The organism is Nodosilinea sp. LEGE 06152 (genome assembly GCF_015207525.1).
GTDB lineage: Bacteria > Cyanobacteriota > Cyanobacteriia > Phormidesmidales > Phormidesmidaceae > Nodosilinea.
The window spans coordinates 207,803-232,996 of sequence record NZ_JADEWR010000010.1 but is presented as its reverse complement, the minus strand read 5'-3'; the positions used below and the strand labels follow the sequence as shown (position 1 = coordinate 232,996).

The window sequence follows — 25,194 nt, the reverse complement described above, 5'->3', positions numbered from 1 at the left end:
CAGGCGCTAGAAAACGTTCTGTCTACCCGTGGCCCCGCCCGCAAAAACTGGGCCAGCATCAAATTTGTCCTCGCCTTTGCCCTCGCCCTGGGGCTGTTTTTCTTTCACTCCCTGGGGTTGCCCCGCACCGCTGGCGCAATTCGCCGCAGGGTTCTAAGGGCACTCTGCAACGGTTGAGCGCTGGCCATCACCAGCACCTGGGTAATGCCGTAGGGCTCTGCGGCCCTAAGCCGCGGCAGCGACAGCGAACGACCTGCCCGCACAATATCGGCATTGGCGTCATCGCTGGCGGGCGGAAACAACACGTTGACCTCCCCAGCGGCATCAATCACCAGCAGGCCGATGTGAAGGTCGGTGAGCTCGCTGTTGGTGGCCCGAATTGTAATAAGGTCATCGACGGGAATTACCTCAATGCCCTGGTCGGTCTGCTGGGGAATAAGAATGGCGTCGTCGCTGCCGCCACGAGTGGCGGTGCTACTGCGCGAACTGCCGTGCTCAATGGCAAGGCTAACTTTGAGCTGCGAGGCATTTTGGTTCACCATCAGGGCCAGCATACGACCAATCAGCAGGCTGGTCAGCGGGGCTTTGAGCCGTCGGCTCAGCGCTGCCTCAACGGTTTCGCTGGGGGCACCAAACGAGTTCAGCAGCAGTGGTTCCTGAGTGGCGGAGAACAGCCCGACGCTACCCACTGCTGGCAGCCGCGAGACACCGCTCAGTGCCATGCGCTGGTCAATGGTATCTGTGTAGCGCCCCAGCAGCACGTGAGGTGGATTGGTGGTCTGCACATTTACCCCGGTCCACTCGATTGCGCCGAAGCCTTGCAACAGCTCTTGGGCGATCGCCTTTTCGGCCTCATTTAAGGTGGCGTCGAGCCCCACCCGCAAGGTGATCACCTCAGGAATGCCGCGAACGCGCTCCTGTAGCAGGGGGCTGGGCGCAGCCCCACTGCGGGAGGTTTGGCGCTCAATCCACTCCCCCGTGGCAAGCAGGCCGTTGCGACTCAGAAGTTTAATTGTGCCAAGGGCATTGCCCGTCTGATCGATCTGGGTGAATTCGGCGTTGCTGTCAAACGATTCCAAGCTGATTGGGTCGAGGCCGCCCAGCCACAACTGCACCTGACCATCGGCTTTACTACCCGTCGCCTCTAGCAGAATGGCCTCGGCGGGGGGGGATACCGGCTGCAGATGGTAAACCGGGGTTTCCCTAACCCGAGGGATGTCTTGAGGGTCGTACTCTGGAATTTGGCTGTAGCGCGACAGGCTGGTGGTGCTGCTGGCTACCGCTGGTAGGGTAAGCGAGAGCGGCTGGCTATTTTGCCAGAGATGCTGAGTCAGCAGATAGGTAAATGCTCCCGCTGTGAACCCATCGAAGGCGTAGTCGGCGGACTGCTGGCTGGCCCGCGACGAGGTGACGACAAAGCCGTTGCTAACTGGGGAGTTAATTGCTTCAACAAATCTCTCAAAATTCCACCCAAGGCGATTGAGCAACTGCTGTTGGTAGTCATCTTCTAACGTTGTAATTAGAGGCGCGTTGCCGTTGGCAACTTCCAGCTCAGTCTGGCGCGATCGCATCACCACGTTGCCTCGCTTGCCGCCGCCTGCGTAGCAGCAGTCGAGCACAAACGTCAGATTTTCGGTGGGCACCAGCGATCGCAGCAGCAGCAGGGTATGGCCCATAATATCATCGACTACAGCGTCTCCCCGACTGCTGTAGTCGATGGGGACGAGGGTGGTGTTTTGACAGCTGGCGTCAATGCAGTCGCGGTTGGCGGCATCCAGCAGCGATCGCATCCGCTCGTATTCCTGCACCTGGCCGCCGTGGCCCGAATAGTGAAATACCGCTACATCACCAGCGCTGACGGGCTTGATCAAATACTCGTCAAAGGCGTCGAGAATGCCCTGGCGGGTGGCCTGCTGGTTGGTGAGGGTGTGCACATCGCTGGGGTGAAAGCCAAAGCGGTGGATGAGCAACTGCTTTTGCAGCTCTACATCTATGACGGGGCCATAGAGGCGTTCGCGGGCCGGGTAGTCGTTAATGCCCACCAGCAGAGCCACTTTCCGAGGGGTACTCTGGGCTAGGGCTTGTCCGTATTGGACAGCGCGACGTTCAAGCCCAAACTGGCTGAGGCCAATAGCCCCGAGCGCCCCAGCGGCCGCTTGTAGAAAATAACGGCGATTGATGCGAGTCATCGTAACGACCTGAGAAATAACAAACCAACTTCTAAGTCTTATTCAGAGCAAAAGTGCCTAAATTTAAGCACTTTCCGCTGGTATCAGCCCATTACCCGACCGGGTGATTCAAGGAAATGTAATGCTACTCCGCTGCACCAATCAGAGTGAATGCTGCCCAATCGGTAGGGTTGGGGTGGGTTGCCATGGTGGTAAGCATGGCCTGGCGAAGTGCTTGGGCCTTGTCTTGGCCCTGCTGTATCTGGCGATAAAACTCGGTCATAAGGTCTGCCGTAGGAGCATCGGGCACCGACCATAGGGAGACGACGACGCTAGAGACACCGGCTGCAATCAAAGAACGGGAGAGGCCAATCACCCCATCACCGGTAATGTCGCCCAGACCAGTATCACAGGCGCTAAGAACGACTAATTCGGCATTTAAGTCGAGGTTCAGAATCTCAGCTGAGGTAAGCAGGCCATCTTCGTCGCTATCAGGGGTGAGGGCGATCGCGCCCGGCACGTCGCTTACCCCAGAATTTTGGGGATTGCCATATTCCAGCAGCCCGTGAGTAGCCAGATGGATGAGGCGGGCGGTGCCTGCTCGCTGCTTGACAGTGCCCTCCAAGGCATCGGCTCCGGTCAAGGCCTGGGTATTAAAGAAGCTGGCAATGCGGGTGGCCTCCTGGTGAGCACCAGCTAGCGGCGAAAGCGGCTTTGTCTGTCCAGATTGGGCATCCCACACCTCTGGCATAATCGGGTTCCCGACGATAAGCATGTCTTCTGCCGTGAGGGAGCGATCGCGCCTCATCCTGTTTTCTTGCTGTTGAGTCAGAGCTAAGACCTGAATGGAAGGAGCACTCAGCACAGTGTGGTGCTGAATTAGGTAGTTTCCGCTGCTGTCGATCAGGGCCGGAAACGGTACTAAAAACAGATCACCCTGAGGAACAAACACTACTTGATCTTCAGGTGTTGCAGGTAGCAGATCTTGGATGGGAGCGATCAGCAGCTGATGCAGAACTTTCAAGTTCTCTGTAGCTTCTGAGGGGATGACTTCGGCAGTTACAAACCCCCCTCGGCTGCGCTGGCCGATCGCACTGTGGGCGGTTTTAACCAAATCTTCGAGCCGATGCTGAGGATCGATGGGGCTGCGGCGGAAGTGAACGGTGCCATTGGGCTGGACAACCCAAATATAGATTTCAGCGGTGGTGCCTCGCAGCTTGCCCTGATGGACAAACTCGTTGTCGGGAACCAGAGAATATTCCACCAGCGTAGCCTTTTGGCGGCGGGCGATCGATTGAAGCTGATTCAGAGAAATGGCCTCTGGATCTAGTTGCTGCTTTTCAGTCAGCAGGGTAGTGAAGGCGCGCGATCGCCCCTGTTCCGAGGCTTGGAGAGCAGCTTCCTCTTGGTCTTGCTCAACCAGTACCTGCTGAAGCAGGTTATAGGTCATAGCTTGGGTGTCAAAGACCGAAACTTGCTCAGCGTCAGTACTGAGGGTACTGCGAATGGAGTCTAGTAGGGCAATCGCGGCATTGAGGTCTGTGGCTGCCTGCTGAAACCTGGCTGTCGCATCAGTCGGTGCGCCGCTGGTTCTTAGGGCTTTGCCCCACTCCAAAAGGGTGTGGGCTTTGTTATTAAGGGTCATCGCTATATCTGGTTTAGAACCGACCTGTTGAAACAGTTCACTGCTGCGATTATGAAAGCCCAGGGCCGTTTCAAACTGCTGGAGTTTTTCGTGGGCTAAGCCCAGATGAGAGGCATTTTTGGCGGCTAGCCACAGATCGGGGATTTGCTCGGCCAGAGATAGCGCCTGGCTCCAGTGCTGGAGGGCGGCCTCGTAGTTGCGCTGATAGCTGAAGTAGGTTGCCCCTAAGTTTGTCAGGGCGTAAGCCTGGCCACGCAAATCGTTGAGGGAGGTGGCAATCGCCTGACTATCCTGGTAGTAGCCCAAGGCCTCAGCGTAGTTACCCTGGTCTGCATTGAGCGCCCCTAAGCTGGCGAGAAGAATTGATTCTGCTGGACGGTTTTGTATACCTCTAATCAAGTTCAGGCTTTGCTGGTAATTAGCATCGGCGGTGACGTAGTTGCCCAAGACTTGATAGATTTGCCCCAGGTTGATTAAGGCTTCGGCTTCGCCAAGGGCGTCTTGGTGGGTACGGCGCAGGCTGAGCACTTGCTGCTGTACTGACAAAGCTTCGACATAGTTGCCGGTCATTCGGTGTGCCAGAGCCAGATTGCTCCAGGCGGCAGCTTGCCCCTGCCAGTTGGTGTCTTCAGCAGGGACATCTAAGAGGGGGCGAAGATGGGCAATCACCTGGTCGTACTGCCGCAGCTTGAGATAAACCGCTCCCAAGGCTTCACGGGCGGTTCTGGCTCCAGTTGAGTTTTGGGCAGCCTGGTATTGGTCTAGAGACTGCTGCCACAGTCCAACTGCCTGTTCAAAGTTCTGGTTTTGATAGGCATCCCAGCCCTGCTGATAAAGCTGGTCTGGGTTGACTTGGGCAAGTCGTGGGGCAGGCGGCGATTGAGAGAGGGTGGGAATCGTGGCTATTGCTGGAGGGTTAGCAACGGTCACAGACAGAAAGGCTGGGAGCAGGGCGATCGCTAGCGGAAGGCGATCGCACCTAACAAACTTAAGGAGTCTCTTCATCTTGAGCCCCAACTGATGGTGTTTCAGGAGCCGTTGAAGCCTGACATTCTTCTGGAGCTACTTCCTCTACAGACAATACCTCATTAGAGTCAAATATCTCACAGACATCATCTTCATTTTCACTATCTTCTTCCTCAGGGTTATCTAAGCTATCAGAAGAGGCTAAAAGAGCTGAGTTCCTAGTCAGAGAAATCTCAGGGTTGATACTATTATCACGAGGCACCTGAGGCGGTTCATATTCTATTCCTAATACTGCTGCCCCTATTCTAGTATCAAGATCTCGTACAAGTATCATTCCTGCACTTCCACTTACAGTTTCAGGAAAACGGTTAGATCTAAAAACCAGCGGAGAGTAGTCTTGAACTCGAATCGCAATTACTGGTTCAGCGTTAAAAATTTCAAAAAGAGGTAAATCAGTTCGAAATGCAAAGCTATTATTTCCAGAATTTTGCCTCCTGGCAACACTAGGGCCAATGACAAACTGACCTTCTCCGTTACCTTGTATTGAAATTCTAGTTCTAGATTCTATGTTCTCAGAATTTTGAGAGGTTAATCCTTGAACACTGGCAGGATCCAATTCAACAGCCCGCCCTGAATGGGTAATTTGAATCCTTGCGTTCGGGTTATCAGTCGCAACTATACTAACAGGTATACCAGAAGTATCATTGAAAACGAACCTCCTTTGAGAACCTGGCTCAGTGCTGATTAAAAGAACTTTTGTAGAACCTTGTGGAGTAATATCATTCGGAGGTCTTGCGATGAACCTGTTGTTGCTATCAATAAATACATGCCCAGAGGGACTCACAAATTCCTCATTTATTTCGCCATTACTTTTTAATAGGTTTTGGCTCATCAAAAATGACTTGACATCAGCATTTTCGGGCAAATCTAGGTCGAGTGTCGGTGGAGGAGCAGAGCCTTGCAAATCAAAACGTTCTATCTCTCCCGTAGCTTGAAAAAGCCCTTCTGCATCAATTACAATAACTCCGGGCCCTGAACTGATCGCAGAAACTTGAATATCCCCCTCCTGAGATTCTATGAAAACGCCGTCGCCACCTCCATTAGTAATGGACTCAGTCTTGATACTGCCTCTTGCATATAAACCAATTGTTCCATTAGAATTAATGTCTCCTACTGAAATTGTTGAGTTAGAAGAGATCCGAATTGAATCTCCAAAATTATCTGCATTAGAGAGGTTTCCAGCCGTGACAGCAGCCCCGGAAATCGTCAAGCTTCTACCTGGCGTAGTAATTGACTGAGTTCTATCCATACGGAAAGAACCCATTCCGTTCCCGTCTGCATCCGCCCGAAACCAAATAGAACAAGAAGGGCTGCTGCAAGCTGAAAAGGCTAGTGACAGGCCATTATCAACAGTAATGTCATTGGTCGCTTCAAGAATGATATTTCCAGGTTGGCTAGTCAGTGTAGTAGCGCGTACGGTAATGTCATTTCCTAATGAATCATTCGCAAAAATATCGGGTAATTGACTATCTACCCCACTAGTACTTGGCTCATCTGCAATTCTGATATTTCTTGGATCAAGCAATAAAGTACCTGCTGCACCGTTAGCAGCACTCATATTTGCGGTGCCATCATACACTAAAGTTTCATGCCCAGAGACCTCAGCAAAACCACCATCGCCGGAGGCAACACCACCCCCGGCACTAATAGCGCCATAAAACCTGGTAGCGTCGTCTGCCCAAACAATGACGCGTCCCCCATCGCCTTCTGCCAACGCATCTGCCGCAATAGTTGAACCCGCACCAACATACGTCTGCTCAGCATTGGGCACCGTCCCCTGCCCACGATAGTCGCCGCCTACTCGCACAGTACCGCCCCCAGCGCTGCCAGAAGCTTGTAAGGTGGCATCCAGCAGGGCAACACGATTTCCTAACACATCAATGGTGCCACCCGTACCGCCAGGGGCCGCATCCGATGCGTCTAGCGTGCCTGACGCAATTGTAGTGCCCGCTTCCGTAGGCAAAATAGTGTTCGTAATGGCTAATCTAACTACGCCATTGTCAACAACTAATCCTAAATTTTGCGGTGCACTGGCGCTTGAGAGCAGTTCTGGAATTTCTATCGTGTTTAGAGCCTGTACTTCGTTGTTCAAATTATCCTGAACTTCGACAGGAAGCTCTAAGCTCAGTAAACTTCCTTCCTGGGTAATGCGTACTAAATTTTCACCGGGAACTGAGGCAATCGTGATTTTCCCTCCGGGGGCATCAATCGTTCCCGTGTTCACAACAAAGCCGCCTAGCAAGGTTACGCTTTCTCCGCTTAGGTTTCCTGCATTAATCACTGTGCCTGGTGAACTATTGGCAAAAGCAAATCCGCTGGGTGCAGCTACCAGATTGGCGTAGTCATCAGTCCCCAGAGCGTTGAACCAGTAATCACTGAGCTGAATTGCACTTGCAGTTGTAGCCGTAAACGCACCTGGCACAATCACCTGAGCATTAGGGCCAAACACAATCCCTGCTGGGTTCATGAGAAACAGGTTAGAGTTGCCTCCTGTCACCTGAAGCAGACCATTAATGACTGACGGGTCACCGCCAACAACTCGACCCAAGATATTTTGAATAGCAGGATTAGAAAGAAAGTTCGCTACCTGCCCAGCATCGAGACCTAGCTGTTCAAAGCTATGAAAAAGATTGGCACCCGTTTGAGTACCACCAGTAATATCAAACGTGTTACCCGTTTGCGTGACCACGCTGCCCGTCCCATCTGCCGCCGCCTCAATAGACTGAGCTAACAGCACCTCTGATTCTCTAGAGCCGCTAAACTGCGGTGCCGCTGAGATAGTAGGACTGGTAGCTGTTGCTGATATCCTGCCCGCTGTTGACACCGTTTGCGGGCTGACCTGGGGCATAATGCCGTCGCTAGTGGTTGATTGCTCAATACTTGCCTCAACAGGAGCCGCTTGCCCCGCCGCGATGCTTGCCAACGCCAGCGCCGTTATGGCGACAGAATGACGGCTAGAAAACCTAATCAGCTGTTGAATCAAAGAGGCATTTGGACGAGTCATAGATAAAGACCTCAAAAATGTAGCGGATTGTAGCGACGGCCCAGCGGGCCAGAATTTAGAATTCGTAGCGCACGTCGAAATGCACCTTGAGCCCGGAAGGGCGATCGCCTGGTACTTCGTTTAATCGCACCAGAGGTACCCCCAAATCCATCCGAGCCGTTAGTCCTGGAGCTGGGTTTAATAAAAATCCGACTCCCGTTCCCGCAATCAAGTTTTGATAAAAGGCTTGGGCAGGCACCGGGCTATTGTTCCACACGTAGCCCACATCAAAGAACGGAATCACCTGGGCAATTGGCGACCCGTCCTCCTCCTCACGCACTAACGTAATCCGATCCTCAATTGAAAACCGCAGGCCGTTGTCCCCATAGCGAGCGTTTTGGTAGTAGCCCCGCACCGACTGGCCGCCTCCCACAAAAAACTGCTCTGAGGTAAACAGGCGATCAGGGGTGAGCTGTAGGTCAGCGGTAGCAATCAGCAAATGATCTGGACCCAGCACCTGCACTCGCTGGGCCTGACCCAGCCAGCTAAAGAAGGTTTCATCTTCTCGGGTAGCCTGACCGCTAGTCTCACCGCTGGCGGTGCCAATGTCGAACTGCGATCGCAGTCCCCAGGCCCCAGTCGGGTCGCGCCGCGTATAGTCCTGACCAAAGGTGAAGACGCTACTGCGAGTCGCCGGGGTGACGGTTCCTAGAACAACTGTCGAACCATCCCGATAGCGGTAACCCAAGGACAGGGCGAACTCCTCTCGCAGGCTGCGCATTAACGGCTGCCGCACAGAGACCTCGTAGATATTGGTAGAGCCATTAATACCCAAGGCAAAGCCAGGCTCTTGGGGGTCGGTAATGCGAAAGTTGTTGGGCGCTACCCGCAGAGTTACCGTACCGTTGGTCGGGCTAATTGGCACCTGATAGCTCAAATCGTAGACCTGCGAACCGCCGCTGGTTGAACGGTAGGCCGAGGCAATCAGCCTGTCGCCCAAGCCAGCCAGGTTTAGGTATTGCAACGTAGCCCCGGTCCGGTACTCTCCCACACTGCGGGGAGATAAGGTATCGACTCCAATGTTTCCAGAAAAGCGATCGGCCTCCTCCACAGTGACTATCAGCAGGGTTTGCCCCGGCACTGTGCCTGGCTGTAAGCTACCTCGCACTGTCTCAAACAGAGGATCCGTGGCTAGTAACCGCAACTGTTCTTCTAGCTGTAGCTGGTTGAGGGGAGTCTGCGCCCCTAGCCCAATTCGACTGCGAACATAATCAGCCAGTTGATTGGTGCCCTCCACCTGAATAGCTTCTAGCCCTCCCTCGATCACCTGAATCTCAACGATTCCAGCTTCGATTGTTTGCTCTTGGAGCACTGCCTGCGAGGTGATGTAACCTTCGCTGAGATACAGCTGGGTCACCGCATCTGCCGCAGACTGCAGATCAGCCACGCTCAAAGGCCGATTCTCATAGGCTTGCACCACCTGATCCAGAGCTTCGGCACTAAACACCGTGCTGCCAGTCACCACAATCTCGCGCACCTGAATCTGCTCTAAGGATGGAGCTTCTCCCTCGGGTAGAACGGGCGTTTCCGGTGGAGCGATCGGTTCCAGCTCCTCAGGCGTAGCCTCAGGCAAAGGCTCAACCGGCAGCCCAGGCTCTGGGAGACGTTCTTGTCCAGGGTTGACCTGGCTTACCCACTGGGCCATAGTGGCTTTAAAAGTAGGCGCTTCATCCATCTTCCGCTGGGTCGTTTCAGCAGTAAGAGCAGGGGATGATAGCGTTAAAAAGATACTTAAAAATGATGCTTGAGTCAATAAAAACGAAGCTGGGGGCTGCTGAAAGCCGCAAAAGCTGATCTTTATTTGCATATACTAGCTTTCAGGAAATGAAAATTAGGGACATAAGCATACCCAAAACGTTCTAATTACAACGGGTTCTAACCACGAGTTACCAAAGGACTCCGTAATCCTACGGATTTAGAGTAATGCAGAATATATCCTAGAAAATGTAGGAGAGTAAAAAGCTTGATCAAAATCTTTATGTTTGACTCCACTGTTTGTAAATTATTTAGTAGTTGGCCACCACGGTGAGGGTGGTCTGTTGCGCAGAACCCTTAGAGTAAGAGACATGACGAAGCATCTGAGCACCAAATGGCGGTACTAACAGGTCGCTAGGTGCGGAAAGGTTTTCCGCTAGCTCAGAAGGACGAATAATCAACTTTATTTACCGAACGCAGTAGTCGCTACTGGGTTTCGGCCTAGGCGGGTCGTGAAGGATAAACCGCTCTTTCAGCGAGAGACGTAACAGGCTTGGCAGTGGGCACAAGCTTGTCCTTAATCGGATGAGACTGCACTGGAGACTAAGGCATTTTTGGGGCAGGAGAGTGGAGCGAAAATTGTGGCTTCTTTTGATTTGATCCTGTAACACCTGTAGCAAAACAACATAAATTTTAGCTCTGCTGTGAGTGTAAATTACTACGAATACTGTAATATGATTTGCACTGTTTTTTTACAAAAGAAATTCAGTAAGGGTGCGTTGCTCTCAATTTGCTAATCTTTGCCCATTCTGGTTCCTAAAGGGAGTCAAACACGCATGGCTGGTAGAAGTTGGAAGAATGCTGCTAATGGAAACTGGAGTGCCTCAACAAACTGGGATACGGGCGTTCCAGTAACTACTGATACGGCTTCAATTACACTTAATGGGCTCTACACGGTTGATCTGGATGTTGATACCACGATCGTTGGACTTGCATTAGGCAATACAACAGCTGGAAGCCAAACGCTCATTTTGAATGGGTACACTCTTACCTTAAATGGTGCCAGTACAGTCAACAGCAAAGGAATTCTCAACTTCAACGGTGGAACTCTAACAGGAACGGGCAGCCTCACCGCAAATGCTGGAAGTACACTCATTTGGAGTGGTGGAACTCAGTCGGGCAGTGGCAAGACGATTGTTACGGGCAACTTGCAGATCAATGATGACAATTACTACAAGAACCTGGATGGTCGCACCTTAGAGACTAGAGGCAACACCACTTGGACAGGCAATACCTTACACCTGTACGGTTCCAACGGCGCAACTTGGAACAACACCGCTAGTGGCAGCATCGACCTGCAAAGCGATGCAGACTTTTATGGCGACAGTAGCACCACCTTTAACAATGCTGGAACGCTAACGAAGAGTGTAGGCAGTACAGATGGCACAGATTCGTCCGTCATTTCTGCACTCTTCAACAACTCCGGCACTGTCGAAGTACAGCAGGGAGTATTGTCTTTACAAGGAGGAGGCAGTAGTACAGGCAACTTCAGTATTCAAAGTGGTGGGTCTCTAGAGTTTAGTGGTGGCACCCATACTCTGGGTAATAGTTCTTCCATTGATGGAGCAGGCAAAGTTCGATTCAGTAACGGCAGCACGACCGAAGTTGGAGGTGCTTATAATCTCACAGGTACTACTGAAATTACAGGTGGCATAGCCAACTTCGGCAGTAGCAAGGCTATCAGCACAACTAACTTTGCTCTTTCTTATGGTGACTTGAGTGGTTCGGATACTGTCACTACAACCAATATGGTTTGGAGTGGTGGAACTCAGTCAGGCAGCGGCAAGACAATTGTTACAGCCAGCTTGCAGATCAATGATGACAATTACTACAAGAACCTAGATGGTCGCACCTTAGAGACTAGAGGCAACACCACTTGGACAGGCAATACCTTATACCTGTACGGTTCCAACGGCGCAACTTGGAACAACGCCGCTAGTGGCAGCATCAACCTGCAAAGCGATGCAGACTTTTATGGCGACAGTAGCACCACCTTTAACAATGCTGGAACGCTGACCAAAAGCCTGGGAGTAAGATGGCACAGATTCGTCTGTAATCTCTGCCCTCTTCAACAACTCTGGCACCGTCAAAATCCAGCAGGGAGCACTCACTTTTACTAGTGGGTATACTCAGACAGCAGGCTCAACAATCCTTAGTGGCGGTTTGTTGACAGCAAATGCTGCAATCGCCCTTCAAGGAGGTTCACTCTTAGGCTTTGGAAATATTACAGGTAATGTTTCTAACGCAAGTCAGATTGACCCTGGTTTAGGAACTGGCATTCTCAACATCGACGGAGACTATACTCAAGCAGGAACTGGCATTCTCAATTTTGACTTGGGTGGACGAACGGCTGGAACAGCTTTTGACCTGCTCAGTATCACTGGAACTGCCACTCTGGATGGCACGCTCAAAATCAATCTGATTAACGGCTTCACACCTACGATTGGAGACACGTTCCAAGTTCTAAAAGCTGGCACTCTCAGCGGCAGTTTTACGAATATTCAGGGTTTGAATCTGGGAAATGGTGTAATTCTTGCACCAACCATTGCTAACAATAGCCTTATACTGACAGCAACCCAGGACGCTAATTATAAGCCAGGAACCCTCTCCTTCAGTGCTCCTACCTTTAGTGTGAATGAGGATGGTACAACTGTTGCGGCTGTCACTGTGTTCCGGACAGGTGGAAGTGATGGTGTTGTAAGTGCCTCAATTGTATTGAGCAATGGAACAGCAACCTCACCTGCGGACTATGATTCTACACCTGTTGTCGTCAGCTTTGCTCCTGGAGAAACCAACAAAACCGTTACGATACCAATCGTAAACGACACTTTCTACGAAAGTGATGAGACGATTAGCCTAACGCTCACTAATCCTACGGGTGGGGCAACACTTGGAACTCAAAAAACGGCTGTTTTGACAATTATTGATGATGATAAATCAGCTGGTATTTTAGCTTTTAGTAATGCAACCTTCAGTGTGAATGAAGATGGCATACCCATCACCACGATTACGATTACACGCACAGGTGGTAGTGACGGGGCAGTAAGCGCCACCGTTTACCTGAATAACGGTACTGCAACTTCACCGGATGATTATAACAGCACTCCAATTGTTATTAACTTTGTCAATGGTGAAACGTCCAAAACAATCGCAGTTCCAATTTTGGATGATGTGATTTACGAAGGCAACGAAACGCTCAACATTTACTTAGAGAATGCTACAGGTGGAGCAACCATTGGCGCTCAAAGTTCTGCCACTCTGACGATCGTCGAAAATGAAGTTCCCGCATTTGGGGCACTTGCCTTCAATGGTGCTACCTATAGCGTGAATGAGAACGGTGTACCAATCACTGAGGTTATAATTACACGCACTGGTGGTAGCGATGGAACAGTTGGAGTAACTCTTACCCCCACCAATGGTACTGCTACTACCCCCGCTGATTATGACAGTGCCCCTATTACAATAGATTTCGCGGCAGGCGAAACCAGCAAGACTATCACCATTCCGATTGCTGATGATACGCTTTATGAGAGCAATGAGACAATCAATCTAACCTTAAGCAATCCGACAGGTGGGGCGACACTTGGTACTCAAAAAACAGCAATTCTCACAATTGTAGATGACGATGCTGTGCCAGGAGTTTTGTCCTTCGGTAGTTCTGCCTTTAGTATCAATGAGGATGGCACGCCTGTTGCAGCTATCACGATTAATCGAACAGATGGCAGCGATGGTATTGTTACAGCAACAATTACGCCCACTGATGGCACCGCTACTGCTCTAGCAGACTATAACAGCGCTCCGATCGTGGTTACTTTTACTGAAGGTGAAACCAGCAAGGTAGTCACTTTGCCCGTCATTGACGACAGCCTTTCTGAAGGTAGCGAAACGATCGATCTGATTCTCGGCAACCCAACGGGTGGAGCAACAATTGGCGCACAAAGTGCAGCTGTGCTCACTATTCTTGATGACGACGTTCCCGATCTTGTTGTTAGCAATATCGTTGCGCCAGTAAAAGGAATTGCAGGACAACAGATTGAAGTTGCTTGGACGATTACAAACCAGGGTACAAAAGACGCAACTGGAACTTGGACAGATTCAATCTATCTCTCTGGCGATCAGCAACTTGGGAATGATCAAGCCTTGGGAAGCTTCTCCTTCACTGGTACGATCGCGGCAAGGCAATCCATTACTCGCCAGCAACTGGTAACGCTACCGACAGATTTGACTGGCGATCGCTGGGTTGTTGTTCAAGCGGATACTGGAAATCAAATTACTGAATCTGTAGAGGATAACAATGTTGTCGTTGATAATCGGTTAATTAGTCTAAAGTCGCCTCTATTGCCCGATCTGAAGGTTACAGAGGTTACTGCGCCACCAACAGCCTTATCTGGCGGACAAGCGACAGTTAAATGGACGGTTACAAACACAGGTACAGGAGCGACGAATTCACCAGTTTGGTATGACAGCGTTTGGCTTTCCCTTGACAATGAGTTTGACAACACTGATATCTTCGTGGGGCGGGTAGCGAACCCCAGCTACTTAAATCTAGGAGAGGGTTACACCAATAGCCTCACAGTCTCGCTTCCTCAAGGCATTGCTAATAATTACCGCTTCATTGTTAAAACAGATGAATACAATCAAGTCGAAGAATTAAACAATGAAGGTGACAACTTTGGAACCAGCGCTCCAACGGATATACAACCATCGCCGCTAGCGGACTTACAAGTATCTTCAGCAAATGCTCCTACTCAGGCATTTTCAGGTCAATCTCTGTCTTTAACCTGGACAGTCAGCAATGAAGGCCAAGGCAAAACGTTAGGAGATTCTTGGTACGATGCCGTCTATATGTCTACCGATACAACGCTAGACAATCAAGATAAGCTGCTGGGATTAGTTTTACACACTTCTGAGTACGAATATCTCTACTACGTTCCTGATGGGCTATCCAAAAATTTGATTCGCTCAGGTGTTTTAGGATCAAATGAAAGTTACAACGCTACTCAAAACTTTGCTTTGCCTATTGGTATTAGTGGCGATTTTTTCTTCCTTGTACAAGCTGATACATCTAATGAAGTTTTTGAGGGTGGTTTTGAATCTAACAATGTCAGTTACGATTCGATCGCTACACGGGTCACTCTAACGCCTCCTCCTGACCTTGAGGTTGAAAGCATTGATGTTCCCACAGCGGCATTAGCAAGTAATCCATTCACGATCAATTATCGGGTTACAAACTTTGGAGCAACTGTAACACCAAACTTCTCTTGGCAGGATGCTTTTTATCTATCAGCTGATGATCAACTTAATTTAAATACAGACCTGTATTTAGGAATCCGGAACCACTCTGGAGCCTTAGAACCAGGCGAGTCTTATGATGGCTCTGAAACCTTTACGCTGCCAGATAGATTAACAGGCAACTACCGTATCTTTGTTGTCACCGATAGCGGAAACGATGTCTTTGAACTTGATAATGCGAACAATACTGTCATTGGTGAAAATGAGATTGCTATCTCATCTCGTCCGGCTGACCTAATTGTTCAAACAGCTGGTATATCAGGGAATGCAGAAGCAGGCAAAGCAGTTCGTGTCGATTGGACTGTTACTAATCAGGGGACTGGCAACACCGCAGTTGAGAACTGGACAGATCAAATTTACATCTCTGCTGACGGAGTTCTCGACAGTAACGATATTATGCTGGGTTCCTTTGCTCGCAGTGGTCTCTTGAATGCTGGAGCTTTCTACACTCGTAATGAGTTAGTAGAACTACCCTTCAATCTCGCTGGTGATTACAGCCTCTTTGTTGTAACCGATAGTGGTGGCAGCGTTTATGAAGCGACAAATGAAGGAAACAACAGTTCATCGGCGTTGCCTGTCACTGTAAACCGTCAAACACCAGATTTAAGAGTCACTCAACTTAATGTACCAGTTACGGCTCAATCAGGCGGAGCGTTTACTATAAATTGGACAGTTGAAAATCAAGGTATTGCTCGAACCAATGTAGATTTCTGGTATGACCAGGTTTATTTGTCTCTTGACTCAGTCATTAGTGATGATGATATTAGCCTTGATCAGGTTTATCGTACAGGTGCGTTAGATCCAGCAGCGAGCTACCAGGTAAGTAAGACCTTTACGCTACCGAGTGACTTGACAGGGCAGTTTCATGTGCTGGTTCGCACTGACAGTAGTGCAAATGTCATCGAGGGAAGTTTAGAAACCAATAATGACCTAGCAACGAACGACCTCACAACCATCAATCTTGGCGCTGTATCCGATCTCGTTGTGCAAAGTGTAGATGCGCCTGCAACTGCTATTAGTAATCAGCTGTTTTCGCTGACCTGGACAGTTCAAAATAACGGTGCAGCGACAGGCGATCGAGCATGGCGGGATACATTCTATTTATCGCGTGACCAGTTTTTCGATCGCAACTCCGACATCTTCCTGGGCTATCAAGATCAGGCTGAGGGTTTGGAAGGAGGAGAATCTTATACACAAACTCAATCCTTCCAAATTCCGCGTGGGCTATCTGGTTCTTACTACGTCTTCGCTGTTGCAGATAGTGGTGAGGACATTTACGAACGCACTGGGGAGCAGAACAATATTGGATATAACGGTAACTCAATACAGGTGAATCTGCCTGCACCGGCAGAGCTAAGCATCAGTTCAATTACGGTTCCTGCGACGGGTGTTTCTGGCAAGAACACGACCATCACCTACACAGTGACGAACCAGGGCACAAATGCAGCTGAAGGGGGCTGGTGGGATTCTGTCTACTTGTCTAAAGACAGCCAGTGGGATATCGGGGATACGTTAATTGGACAGGTCTATCACTTAGGTGGTGTTGCAGGTGGTGCAAGTTACACGGAAACACTGGAGGCACCTCTGCCTGGTGCAGTTCCAGGTAATTACAACATCATCGTTCGTAGTGACATTCGCAATCAAATTCCAGAAGTTAATGAGGCAAACAATACCCAGGCTTCGGTCGATCGCATTGCTTTAGATGCAGAGCGGTTAGATCTGGATGTTCAAGCAACAGGAACTTTAGCTCAGGGGCAGGCTGTTTACTACCGGATTGATGTCGCAGCAGGCGAAACCTTGCAAGTGAAGCTGGATAGCCAGTCGAATGCGATCAATGAGCTTTACATCCGCTATGGGGAGATGCCAACCCGCAGCCAATTTGATGTCGGTTTCTCTGAACTCTTTGTCGCTGATCAGGAAGTCGTTATTCCTACGACACGGGCTGGAACTTACTATGTCTTGGCTTACGAGAATGCCGGACCTTCAGCTCCATACACCATTAAGGCTGAGACCCTTGACTTCTCACTGCTAGACATTGGTACAAGCCGTGGTAGCAATTTGGGGCAAACCACAATCACCCTATCAGGTGTGAAACTATCAACCGATGGGGTTGTTCGCCTAATTGCAGCCGATGGAACGGAGCGCACTGCCAGTCGAGTTCTGTGGAAGGACGATTCTACCCTATGGGCAACGTTTGATCTACGAGGGTTGGCTATTGGGGAATATGACGTTCGGGTTGATGATAAAGGAAAGACGGCAACCCTTGAAGACCGTTTTACAGTTACGGCAGGACCCGTTGGCAAAGTTGAAATTGGACTCAGCACCCCTAGTGCTTTGCGCCCAGATCAGCAGGGCATTGTTACGGTTGCTTACACCAATACAGGCGAAACTGACTTCATTGCGCCTCTATTGGAAATTGTGGCTGCTAATGCTGATTTGCGGATGCCAAATCAAAGCAGTTACACCGATTCTGAAGTTCAGTTGCTTGCCATTAATACGAATGGTCCAGCCGGAATTCTTGCTCCAGGTGCTACAGGGCAGTTCTCTTTCATGTTTAAGCCTACAGTTGATGAAGGAAGTGTTAACTTCTCAGTCAGTCAACTTTCGCCTAGCAGTGAAACGATCGACTGGTCAACGGTTAAAGAGAGTGCTCGTCCCAGCGATGTTTCGCTAGAGGCTTGGGAAGCGATTTGGAGTAATTTCACGGCAGGAGTGGGACAAACAGTTGGTGATTATCTGACTGCTCTAGCGGACAATGCAACGCATCTGAGTCAACTGGGTGAATATACAGCTAACGTTTCTCAGCTATTAGGGTTTGAGTTGCAGCAAGCTGGAAATACGTTGACTGGTGTTGCTTTAACCTCTGCGATCGACCTTGTCGATGAAGCACCCGGAATCGCACTCGCATTTGGTCGAGTGTTCCAGCAATCTTTAGTAGAACGTTACACCCTTAGCTCTCTGGGACGGGGTTGGACTCACCAGTGGGATACTTCTTTAACCGCAGATGCTGATAGTAATGTCACCATCCAAACCGCCAGTGGGCAACGTGTATTTACCCGTCAAGCGGATGGGACATACGTGGGTGCGACGGGTGATTTCGCTAGCCTGACAGTTGATCAAGGTGTTTATCGACTTCGTGAACTAGATGGAGCAATTTCTGTCTTCCGTTCGGACGGCAAGCTGGATTATGTGCAGGATACCAATGGCAACCGCATCACAGCAGGGTATACTAGCGGTCGTCTTACGAGCTTGGCTCACTCCAATGGGGATATTTTAGCAATTGCCTACAATCCTCAAGGTCGAATTGGGCAAGTGACTGATTCCACAGGTCGCACCACGACCTATACCTACGATGCTGTTGGCGAGCATCTGTTATCGGTTACTGGAGTAGAAGGAACCACGTCCTACACTTACGACACGGGGCATAGCGCAGCACGAGAACATACGCTGCTATCGATTACCAATCCTGATAGCACTCATCGCTATTTCAATTACGACAGTCAAGGTCGCCTAACACGCGAGTTTGGAGATGGCGGTGCGGAATCCATTTCTTACAGCTATGACACCGCTGGCGGTATTTATGTCACTGATGCAGTAGGAAACACCACAAAGCTCTTACTGAATAGCTCTAACTCAGCTAATTTCGATTCTAAACTGGGTCAAGTCCGTGATGCTCTGGGTCAGACTACTCAGTTCAATTACGATGCCAATCAAAATCCGATTTCGCTAACTCTACCGGGCGGTAATTCTTACTCCTACGAGTACGATGCACGGGGTAATGTCATTAGCCAGGTTGATCCGTTAGGGCGCAAAATTGAGTTCACTTATGATCCAACTTTCAATCGACTCCTTAGCGTTCGAGATGCGAAGGGGAATATCGGCACCTACAATTACGATAGCCAGGGTAATTTGCAAGGGATTACCTATGCAGATGGCAGCAGTGAGCGGTTTAGCTATGACTCAACTGGCAATTTGACCAGATCGATTAACCGTCGTGGCAAAGACATTGACTATACCTACAACAAAGACGGGTTGCTGATTCGTAAAGAGTATGCAGATGGATCATTTGTCAGTTATGGCTATGACGCTCGTAGCAATTTGATCTCTGCTACCGATGCTAGTGGCACCACCCCTATGACCTATGATGCGGTAGATCGGCTGACCCGTATCGTTTACCCCTCTGGTCGCTCTCTAGATTTCACCTACGATGCGGGTGGTCGCCGCACTCGCATGGTCGATCAGGATGGCTTTGTCGTGAACTATGCCTATGATCCGAACGGACGATTGGCAAGTTTGACGAATACCACGGGTGAATTAATTACGAGCTATACCTACGATGCAGTGGGTCGTTTGGCTCTTGAAACCAATGGGAACGGTACGTATACTACCTATGCTTATGATGCGGCAGGTCAACTGCTCCAAATTATTAACCACGACAATGATGGAACTGTAAACTCTCAATTCGACTACGGCTACGATGCGCTAGGACGACGCACTAGCATGACAACGCTCGAAGGCTCCTGGCAGTATGAGTATGATGCAACCGATCAGTTAACGGGTATCACCCTTCCCGGTGGTCGTACCATCCAGTACCGCTATGATGCGGCAGGCAACCGGATTTCTGTGACCGACAGTGGCGTTGCAACCTCCTACAGCACAAATGGTCTAAATCAGTACACCACTGTTGGCAATACCACTTATACCTATGATGCAGACGGCAACCTGATTTCTAAGACTGAAGGTAGCAACGTCTGGACTTATCAGTACGATGATGAAAATCGTCTGATTGGCGTTACTGCCCCCAACGGTGCCTGGACATACCAGTATGATGCTTTAGGCAACCGTATTGCCACCATTCAGAATGGTCAACGAACTGACTATCTCCTTGACCCTACTGGTTTAGTAGATGTTGTCGCTGAATACGATAGTAGTGGAAACCTGGTTGCACACTATACACACGGTATAGGACTTACAAGCCGGATTGATGCAACTAATTCAGCAACTTACTACGACTCGGATGCTATTGGTTCAACGGTTGGTCTAACAGGTGCGAATGGTGATTACCTCAACCGTTATAGCTACTTGCCGTTTGGGGAGAACTTTACCACTATTGAAGCCGTTGCTAACCCATTTGAATATGTTGGGCAATGGGGCGTGATGGATGAGGGCAATGGGCTCGATTTTATGCGAGCAAGGTTTTACAGCCCAAGTTTTGGAAGATTTTTAAGTGAAGATCCACTAGGACTACAAGGAGGAGATGTAAACTTCTACACCTACGTCATAAATAATCCTCTCCAACAAATAGATCCGTTGGGACTTTCAGGGGGAGCAGCCGTAATAAACCTTCCTAGAAGACAACCAAAACCTACTCCCACCCCCAAACCCCAAAATTTAGCAGATAGAGCTTCTTCATTGTTATTTCCAGAGGCTCAAGCAGCACCAGCAATACCCGTACCACCTGGAATTCCAAGTGCTAATGGCAGCACTCCTATTGTTCGCCCCTCAGATCCTAATGATATTGTAGGCCCAGCAGGTTTCGGTGAAGAGAAATGGATTTCCTCATCTGCTCTTTTGCCCTACACTATTCGCTTTGAAAACCGTCCTACCGCTACTGCACCCGCCCAACAGGTTACCATTACCCACCCCCTCGATCCTGACCTCGACTGGCGCACCTTCCGTCTAGGCAACTTTGGCTGGGGCGATCTCATGTTTGAGGTTCCCGCCAATACCGCCTTCTACAATCAACGCTTAGACCTGAAAGATAAGCTTGGCTTCTTTATTGATGTGGTTGCAGGGATTGACATTGCCAAAGGGGAAGCCTTCTGGACTCTCACCACCATCGATCCCGCAACGGGTGAAATTCCCGTCAATCCCTTAATTGGCTTCCTACCTCCCGATAATCCCACCACCGAAAATCCTGATGGCGGTTTAGGAGATGGCTTCGTCAACTACACCGTCAAAGCCAAACGAGATGTTACAACGGGTGCAGTCATTGACGCTAAAGCCACGATCGTCTTCGATACTGAAGAACCGATCGATACTCCACCTATCTTTAATACGATCGATGCTGGCAAACCCACCAGTTCCATCGCTGCACTGCCTACCACTGCCACAGGCGAAGAATTCCTGGTCAGTTGGTCTGGTAACGACGGTACCAATGGCTCCGCCCTAGCAAACTTCACCATTTACGTCTCAGACAACGGCGCACCCTTTACCCCCTGGCTAGAAAACACCAAACTCACCGAAGCAACTTACATCGGCAAACCCGGTCACACCTACATCTTCTACAGCGTTGCCCGTGATAACGCAGGCAACCTTGAAGCCACCCCCACGACTCCAGACGCACAAATCAGCGTTCCCGGCACTGCGGTTGACATTGGAACTCTCGCTTTCAGTGCGACTGAGTTTAGCGTCAACGAAGATGGCACTCCCATCATTGCCATCACCGTCACCCGCACAAACGGCAGTTCTGGAGCAACTAGCGCCACGATCGCCCTGGCTAATGGTACTGCCACTGCTCCGACTGACTACAACAATGCCTCTATCCCCGTTAACTTCGCTAATGGAGAGACAACAAAGACGGTTGTTATCCCGATCTCCAATGATGGATTGTATGAGACGAATGAAACGATCGCTTTAACGTTAAGTACTCCGACTGGAGGAGCTGCGATCGGCACACAGAACACTGCAACGCTCACGATCGTCAGTGATGATTCGCTGACTGTTGTTAATTCCCTGCCCGACCTGAGTACCGCAGAAGATACGTCCTTCATCTTCACGATTCCTGACAATACCTTCAACGCAGACTCCACCGTTAATCTCAGCTACAGCGCCACTCTCAGTAACGGAGCTTCCTTACCAACCTGGTTAAGTTTCGATCCGACCACTCGCAGTTTCAATGGCACGCCTACAAACGAGCAGGTGGGAACTCTCAATATCCAGGTAACTGCGACAAATAACACAGGCAGCAGCAGCAGTGAGACCTTCACGCTGACAGTGACAAACACCAATGATGCGCCGATCGCGAGCAACGCGATTTCGGATCAAATCGTTGCAAAAGGCTCGCCTTTCAACTTCACACTTCCAATCGATACCTTCAATGATGTAGATGCAGGCGATACGCTAAATTACGCTGTCACCTTGAACAATGGTGATCCGTTACCAACCTGGTTAAGCTTTAACCCAACCACTCGCACCTTCAGTGGCACACCGCCAGCCAATACCGGTAGTCAGCTCAGTATCATAGTCACTGCAACGGATATGGAAGGCGCATCTGTCAGTGATGCATTCGACCTAACCATCCTCAACGTTCCACCCGTTCTCGACCTGAACGGAAGCACAGCAGGAGCCGATTTTGCCACGACTTTTACAGAGGATCGGGGTGCGATCGCAACAGTAAGTAGTAGTCTTACCCTGATCGACACAGACAATACCACCGTTACTTCAGCCACGATCACCATTACCAACCTAGTAGACGGTGCTGCTGAATCCCTCTCTGTACCCAACACCTTCGGGTACATGACTGCTGCCTACGATGCTGCAACCGGTACGCTTCACCTCACAGGTCCAGCAACCCTGATCCAGTATCAGCAGGTTTTACGCACCGTCCGCTACAACAACACCTCTCAAAATCCAGATCCTACTCCTCGCATCATCACCCTTGTCGTCAATGATGGGACGGCCCCAAGTGCCCTTGTCACCTCCACCGTGACCATTGTTCCGGTCAATGATGCCCCCGTACTCGATCTCAACGGTGCTGCTACAGGGCTTAACGCCAGCAGCACCTTCACAGAAGATGCAGGCTTCACCCCCATCGTCAGCAGTCTCAACCTGAGTGATGTAGATAGCCCCAGCATCAATGGCGCGGCTGTCAGCATTCGCAACCTGAGCGATTTGGGTCAGGAGTTCCTGGCTGCTAATACAACCGGCACCAGCATTACGGCTAGCTATGATGCTGGCACAGGCGTACTGACCCTGCAGGGCATAGATACGGTTGCCAACTATCAGCAAGTTCTGCGCAGCCTTGCCTACAACAACACCTCTCAAAGCCCAACCACAACCTCTCGTCTCATAGACTTCGTCGTGAGCGATGGCACCGCCAACAGCAAGATGACTACCGCTACGGTCAAAGTTGTTTCTGTGAATGACCGACCCTTAGTTGCCTTGACAGGGACGTCTGCTACCTATGCTGAAAACGGTTCCAGTGTAATTGTTGATGGTGGTCTTACCCTTAGTGATGCAGACAATACAACCCTGCAAAAAGCAACCGTGCGCATCACTAACTTTGTCTCTAATCAAGACAACCTCAGCTTCATACCTGTTGGAGCAATTACCGGAAGCTTTAGCGCAGGTGTTCTGACCCTCACTGGAACGGCTTCCTTGGAGGACTATCAAAGTGTCCTGCGCTCAGTGACGTACAGCAACAGCAGCGACAGCCCCAAGACAACCCCGCGCGTGATTCAGTTTGTGATTAATGACAGTAAGTCGAATAGCCTTATCGTCAACAGCACAGTAACAATTACAGCGGTCAATGATGCACCTGTTCTAAACCCCACTGGTGTTAAAAACCTCACAACCATTAACGAAGACCCGACAATTAATGCTGGCACGCTTGTCTCCACCCTGCTTGGCACTGCCGTTACTGATTTGGACGCAGGAGCTCTGCGTGGCATTGCCGTTACCAATACTTCTGGTTCAGGCATTTGGCAATACTCCACCGATGGCGGTAGCACTTGGTTCAGCTTCCCAACCGTCAGCGAAACGGGTGCCCTCTTACTCGCCTTCAATAACCGCATACGCTTTAGCCCCGACCTCAACTTCAATGGCACCATTAACTTGAGCTATCGGGCTTGGGATCAGACAATTGGCAGCCTGGGAAGTCAGGCAGATACCAGCAGTAATGGTGGTGGTACTGCTTTCAGCAGTGCGATCGCAACCTCTAACCTAACCATTAACCCTGTTAACGACGCTCCCGTCACCTCGGCTCCAGGTGCTCAATCGATGGACGAAGACACCGTGCTGGCCTTCCCCACTGCTACGGGTAACTCAATCAGCCTAAGTGATGTTGATGCAGGCACTGCGCCGGTTCAACTCACCCTGAGCGCTACCAATGGAAAACTGCAACTAGAAAGTTTGGACGGGCTAGCCAATGTCACCGGTAATGGCACTACAAAAATTACAGCAACGGGAACACTGGCCGACTTAAGTGTTGCGCTCAATGGCTTGAAGCTCACGCCGACCGTCAACTTCAACGGCACCGCTAAGCTGACTATCACTACCAATGATTTAGGCAACAGCGGTAATGGCGGGGCAAGGAGTGACAGCGATGTCATTAACATTACCGTTAATCCTGTCAACGATGCCCCTGTCAACCAACTACCAGCAAAGCTTCAAAGCATTAAGCAAGGTGCATCGCTTGTCTTCTCTAGCGCTACTGGCAATCGTATCTCAATCAGCGATATTGATGCTGGTAGTGGTATCGAACAAGTCATCCTATCCGTTACAGAGGGTGCCCTTGCTCTCGGCAGTGTTGATGGGCTTACGCTGGTTGAGGGCAACAACACGAATAGCTTGAAGGTGCAAGGAACTCTCTCTGCTCTTAACACTGCGCTCAACGGCCTACGCTTTACCCCGGATCCTTTGGCTGTGATTGCTGGAGCCGTAACTCTCACTGTCACCACAGATGACTTAGGCAGCACTGGAGGTGGAGAAGCCAAGGTTGATACAGACATACTCAACATTACGGTCACTCCCACTAATCCAGTGACTAGGACAGGGAGGAATGATAGTTTATACAGTTCATCGGCTGCTAACTCCATTCGAGGTTTGGCAGGAAATGACATCCTCTATGGCAATGACGGTAATGACATTCTCCTGGGTGGTGAGGGCGATGATGTCATTTACAGTGCCGCAGGGGATGATTTCATAGACGGTGGTTTGGGCAATGACACCCTTTGGCTAGGTGGGGGGCAAGATGTCGTTGTGCTAGCAAAAGGTAATGGGTTGGATACGATTTACAACTTCCCATCCGGTTCTACCCGCTTCAAGTTAGGCGCAGGTTTAACCCTCAATGATTTAACGATCGTACAATCTGGTAGCAGCACCTTAATTGGTATAACCAGTGGAGAGCAATTAGCCTCTCTTATGTGGACTCAATCAAGCAGCATTACTACTAGCAACTTCATCTACTCAGATCTTGCACCTTGACAGTGGGAATGAGAGGAAAGGGAATGAAACCAATAGAGTTGTTGTGAAACAGTGAGCCA

General features: G+C 50.1%; 6 protein-coding genes. 2 read left to right on the top strand and 4 right to left on the bottom strand.

The genetic code is table 11. The annotated features are described in order from the left end of the window. Positions 1–104 precede the first annotated feature (104 nt). The 4 genes from IQ265_RS15500 to IQ265_RS15485 form a co-directional block, all read right to left on the bottom strand. On the bottom strand, positions 105–2,189 hold the full coding sequence (locus IQ265_RS15500; RefSeq protein ID WP_194055137.1) for a caspase family protein: 2,085 nt from the start codon (positions 2,187–2,189) through the stop codon (positions 105–107). A gap of 124 nt (positions 2,190–2,313) precedes the next feature. Next, positions 2,314–4,818, bottom strand: coding sequence for a CHAT domain-containing tetratricopeptide repeat protein (locus IQ265_RS15495; protein ID WP_194055135.1), 2,505 nt, complete (start codon positions 4,816–4,818; stop codon positions 2,314–2,316). Beyond that, positions 4,802–7,843: a filamentous hemagglutinin N-terminal domain-containing protein gene (locus tag IQ265_RS15490; RefSeq protein ID WP_194055133.1), complete on the bottom strand. Its 3,042-nt coding sequence runs from the start codon at positions 7,841–7,843 to the stop codon at positions 4,802–4,804. The genes IQ265_RS15495 and IQ265_RS15490 overlap by 17 nt, the downstream gene beginning before the upstream one ends. Before the next feature lie 55 nt (positions 7,844–7,898). After that, positions 7,899–9,527 (bottom strand): ShlB/FhaC/HecB family hemolysin secretion/activation protein, encoded by a 1,629-nt coding sequence (locus IQ265_RS15485; RefSeq protein ID WP_194055131.1) that lies wholly within the window; start codon positions 9,525–9,527, stop codon positions 7,899–7,901. An 850-nt stretch (positions 9,528–10,377) separates the two neighbouring features. Here IQ265_RS15485 and IQ265_RS15480 point away from each other — a divergent pair. After that, positions 10,378–11,757 (top strand): hypothetical protein, encoded by a 1,380-nt coding sequence (locus IQ265_RS15480; protein WP_194055129.1) that lies wholly within the window; start codon positions 10,378–10,380, stop codon positions 11,755–11,757. 46 nt (positions 11,758–11,803) lie between these two features. Further along, the gene (locus IQ265_RS15475) at positions 11,804–25,135 is read left to right on the top strand and encodes a CARDB domain-containing protein (RefSeq protein WP_194055127.1); all 13,332 of its coding nucleotides are present in this window, start codon (positions 11,804–11,806) and stop codon (positions 25,133–25,135) included. The last annotated feature ends 59 nt before the right edge of the window (positions 25,136–25,194 follow it).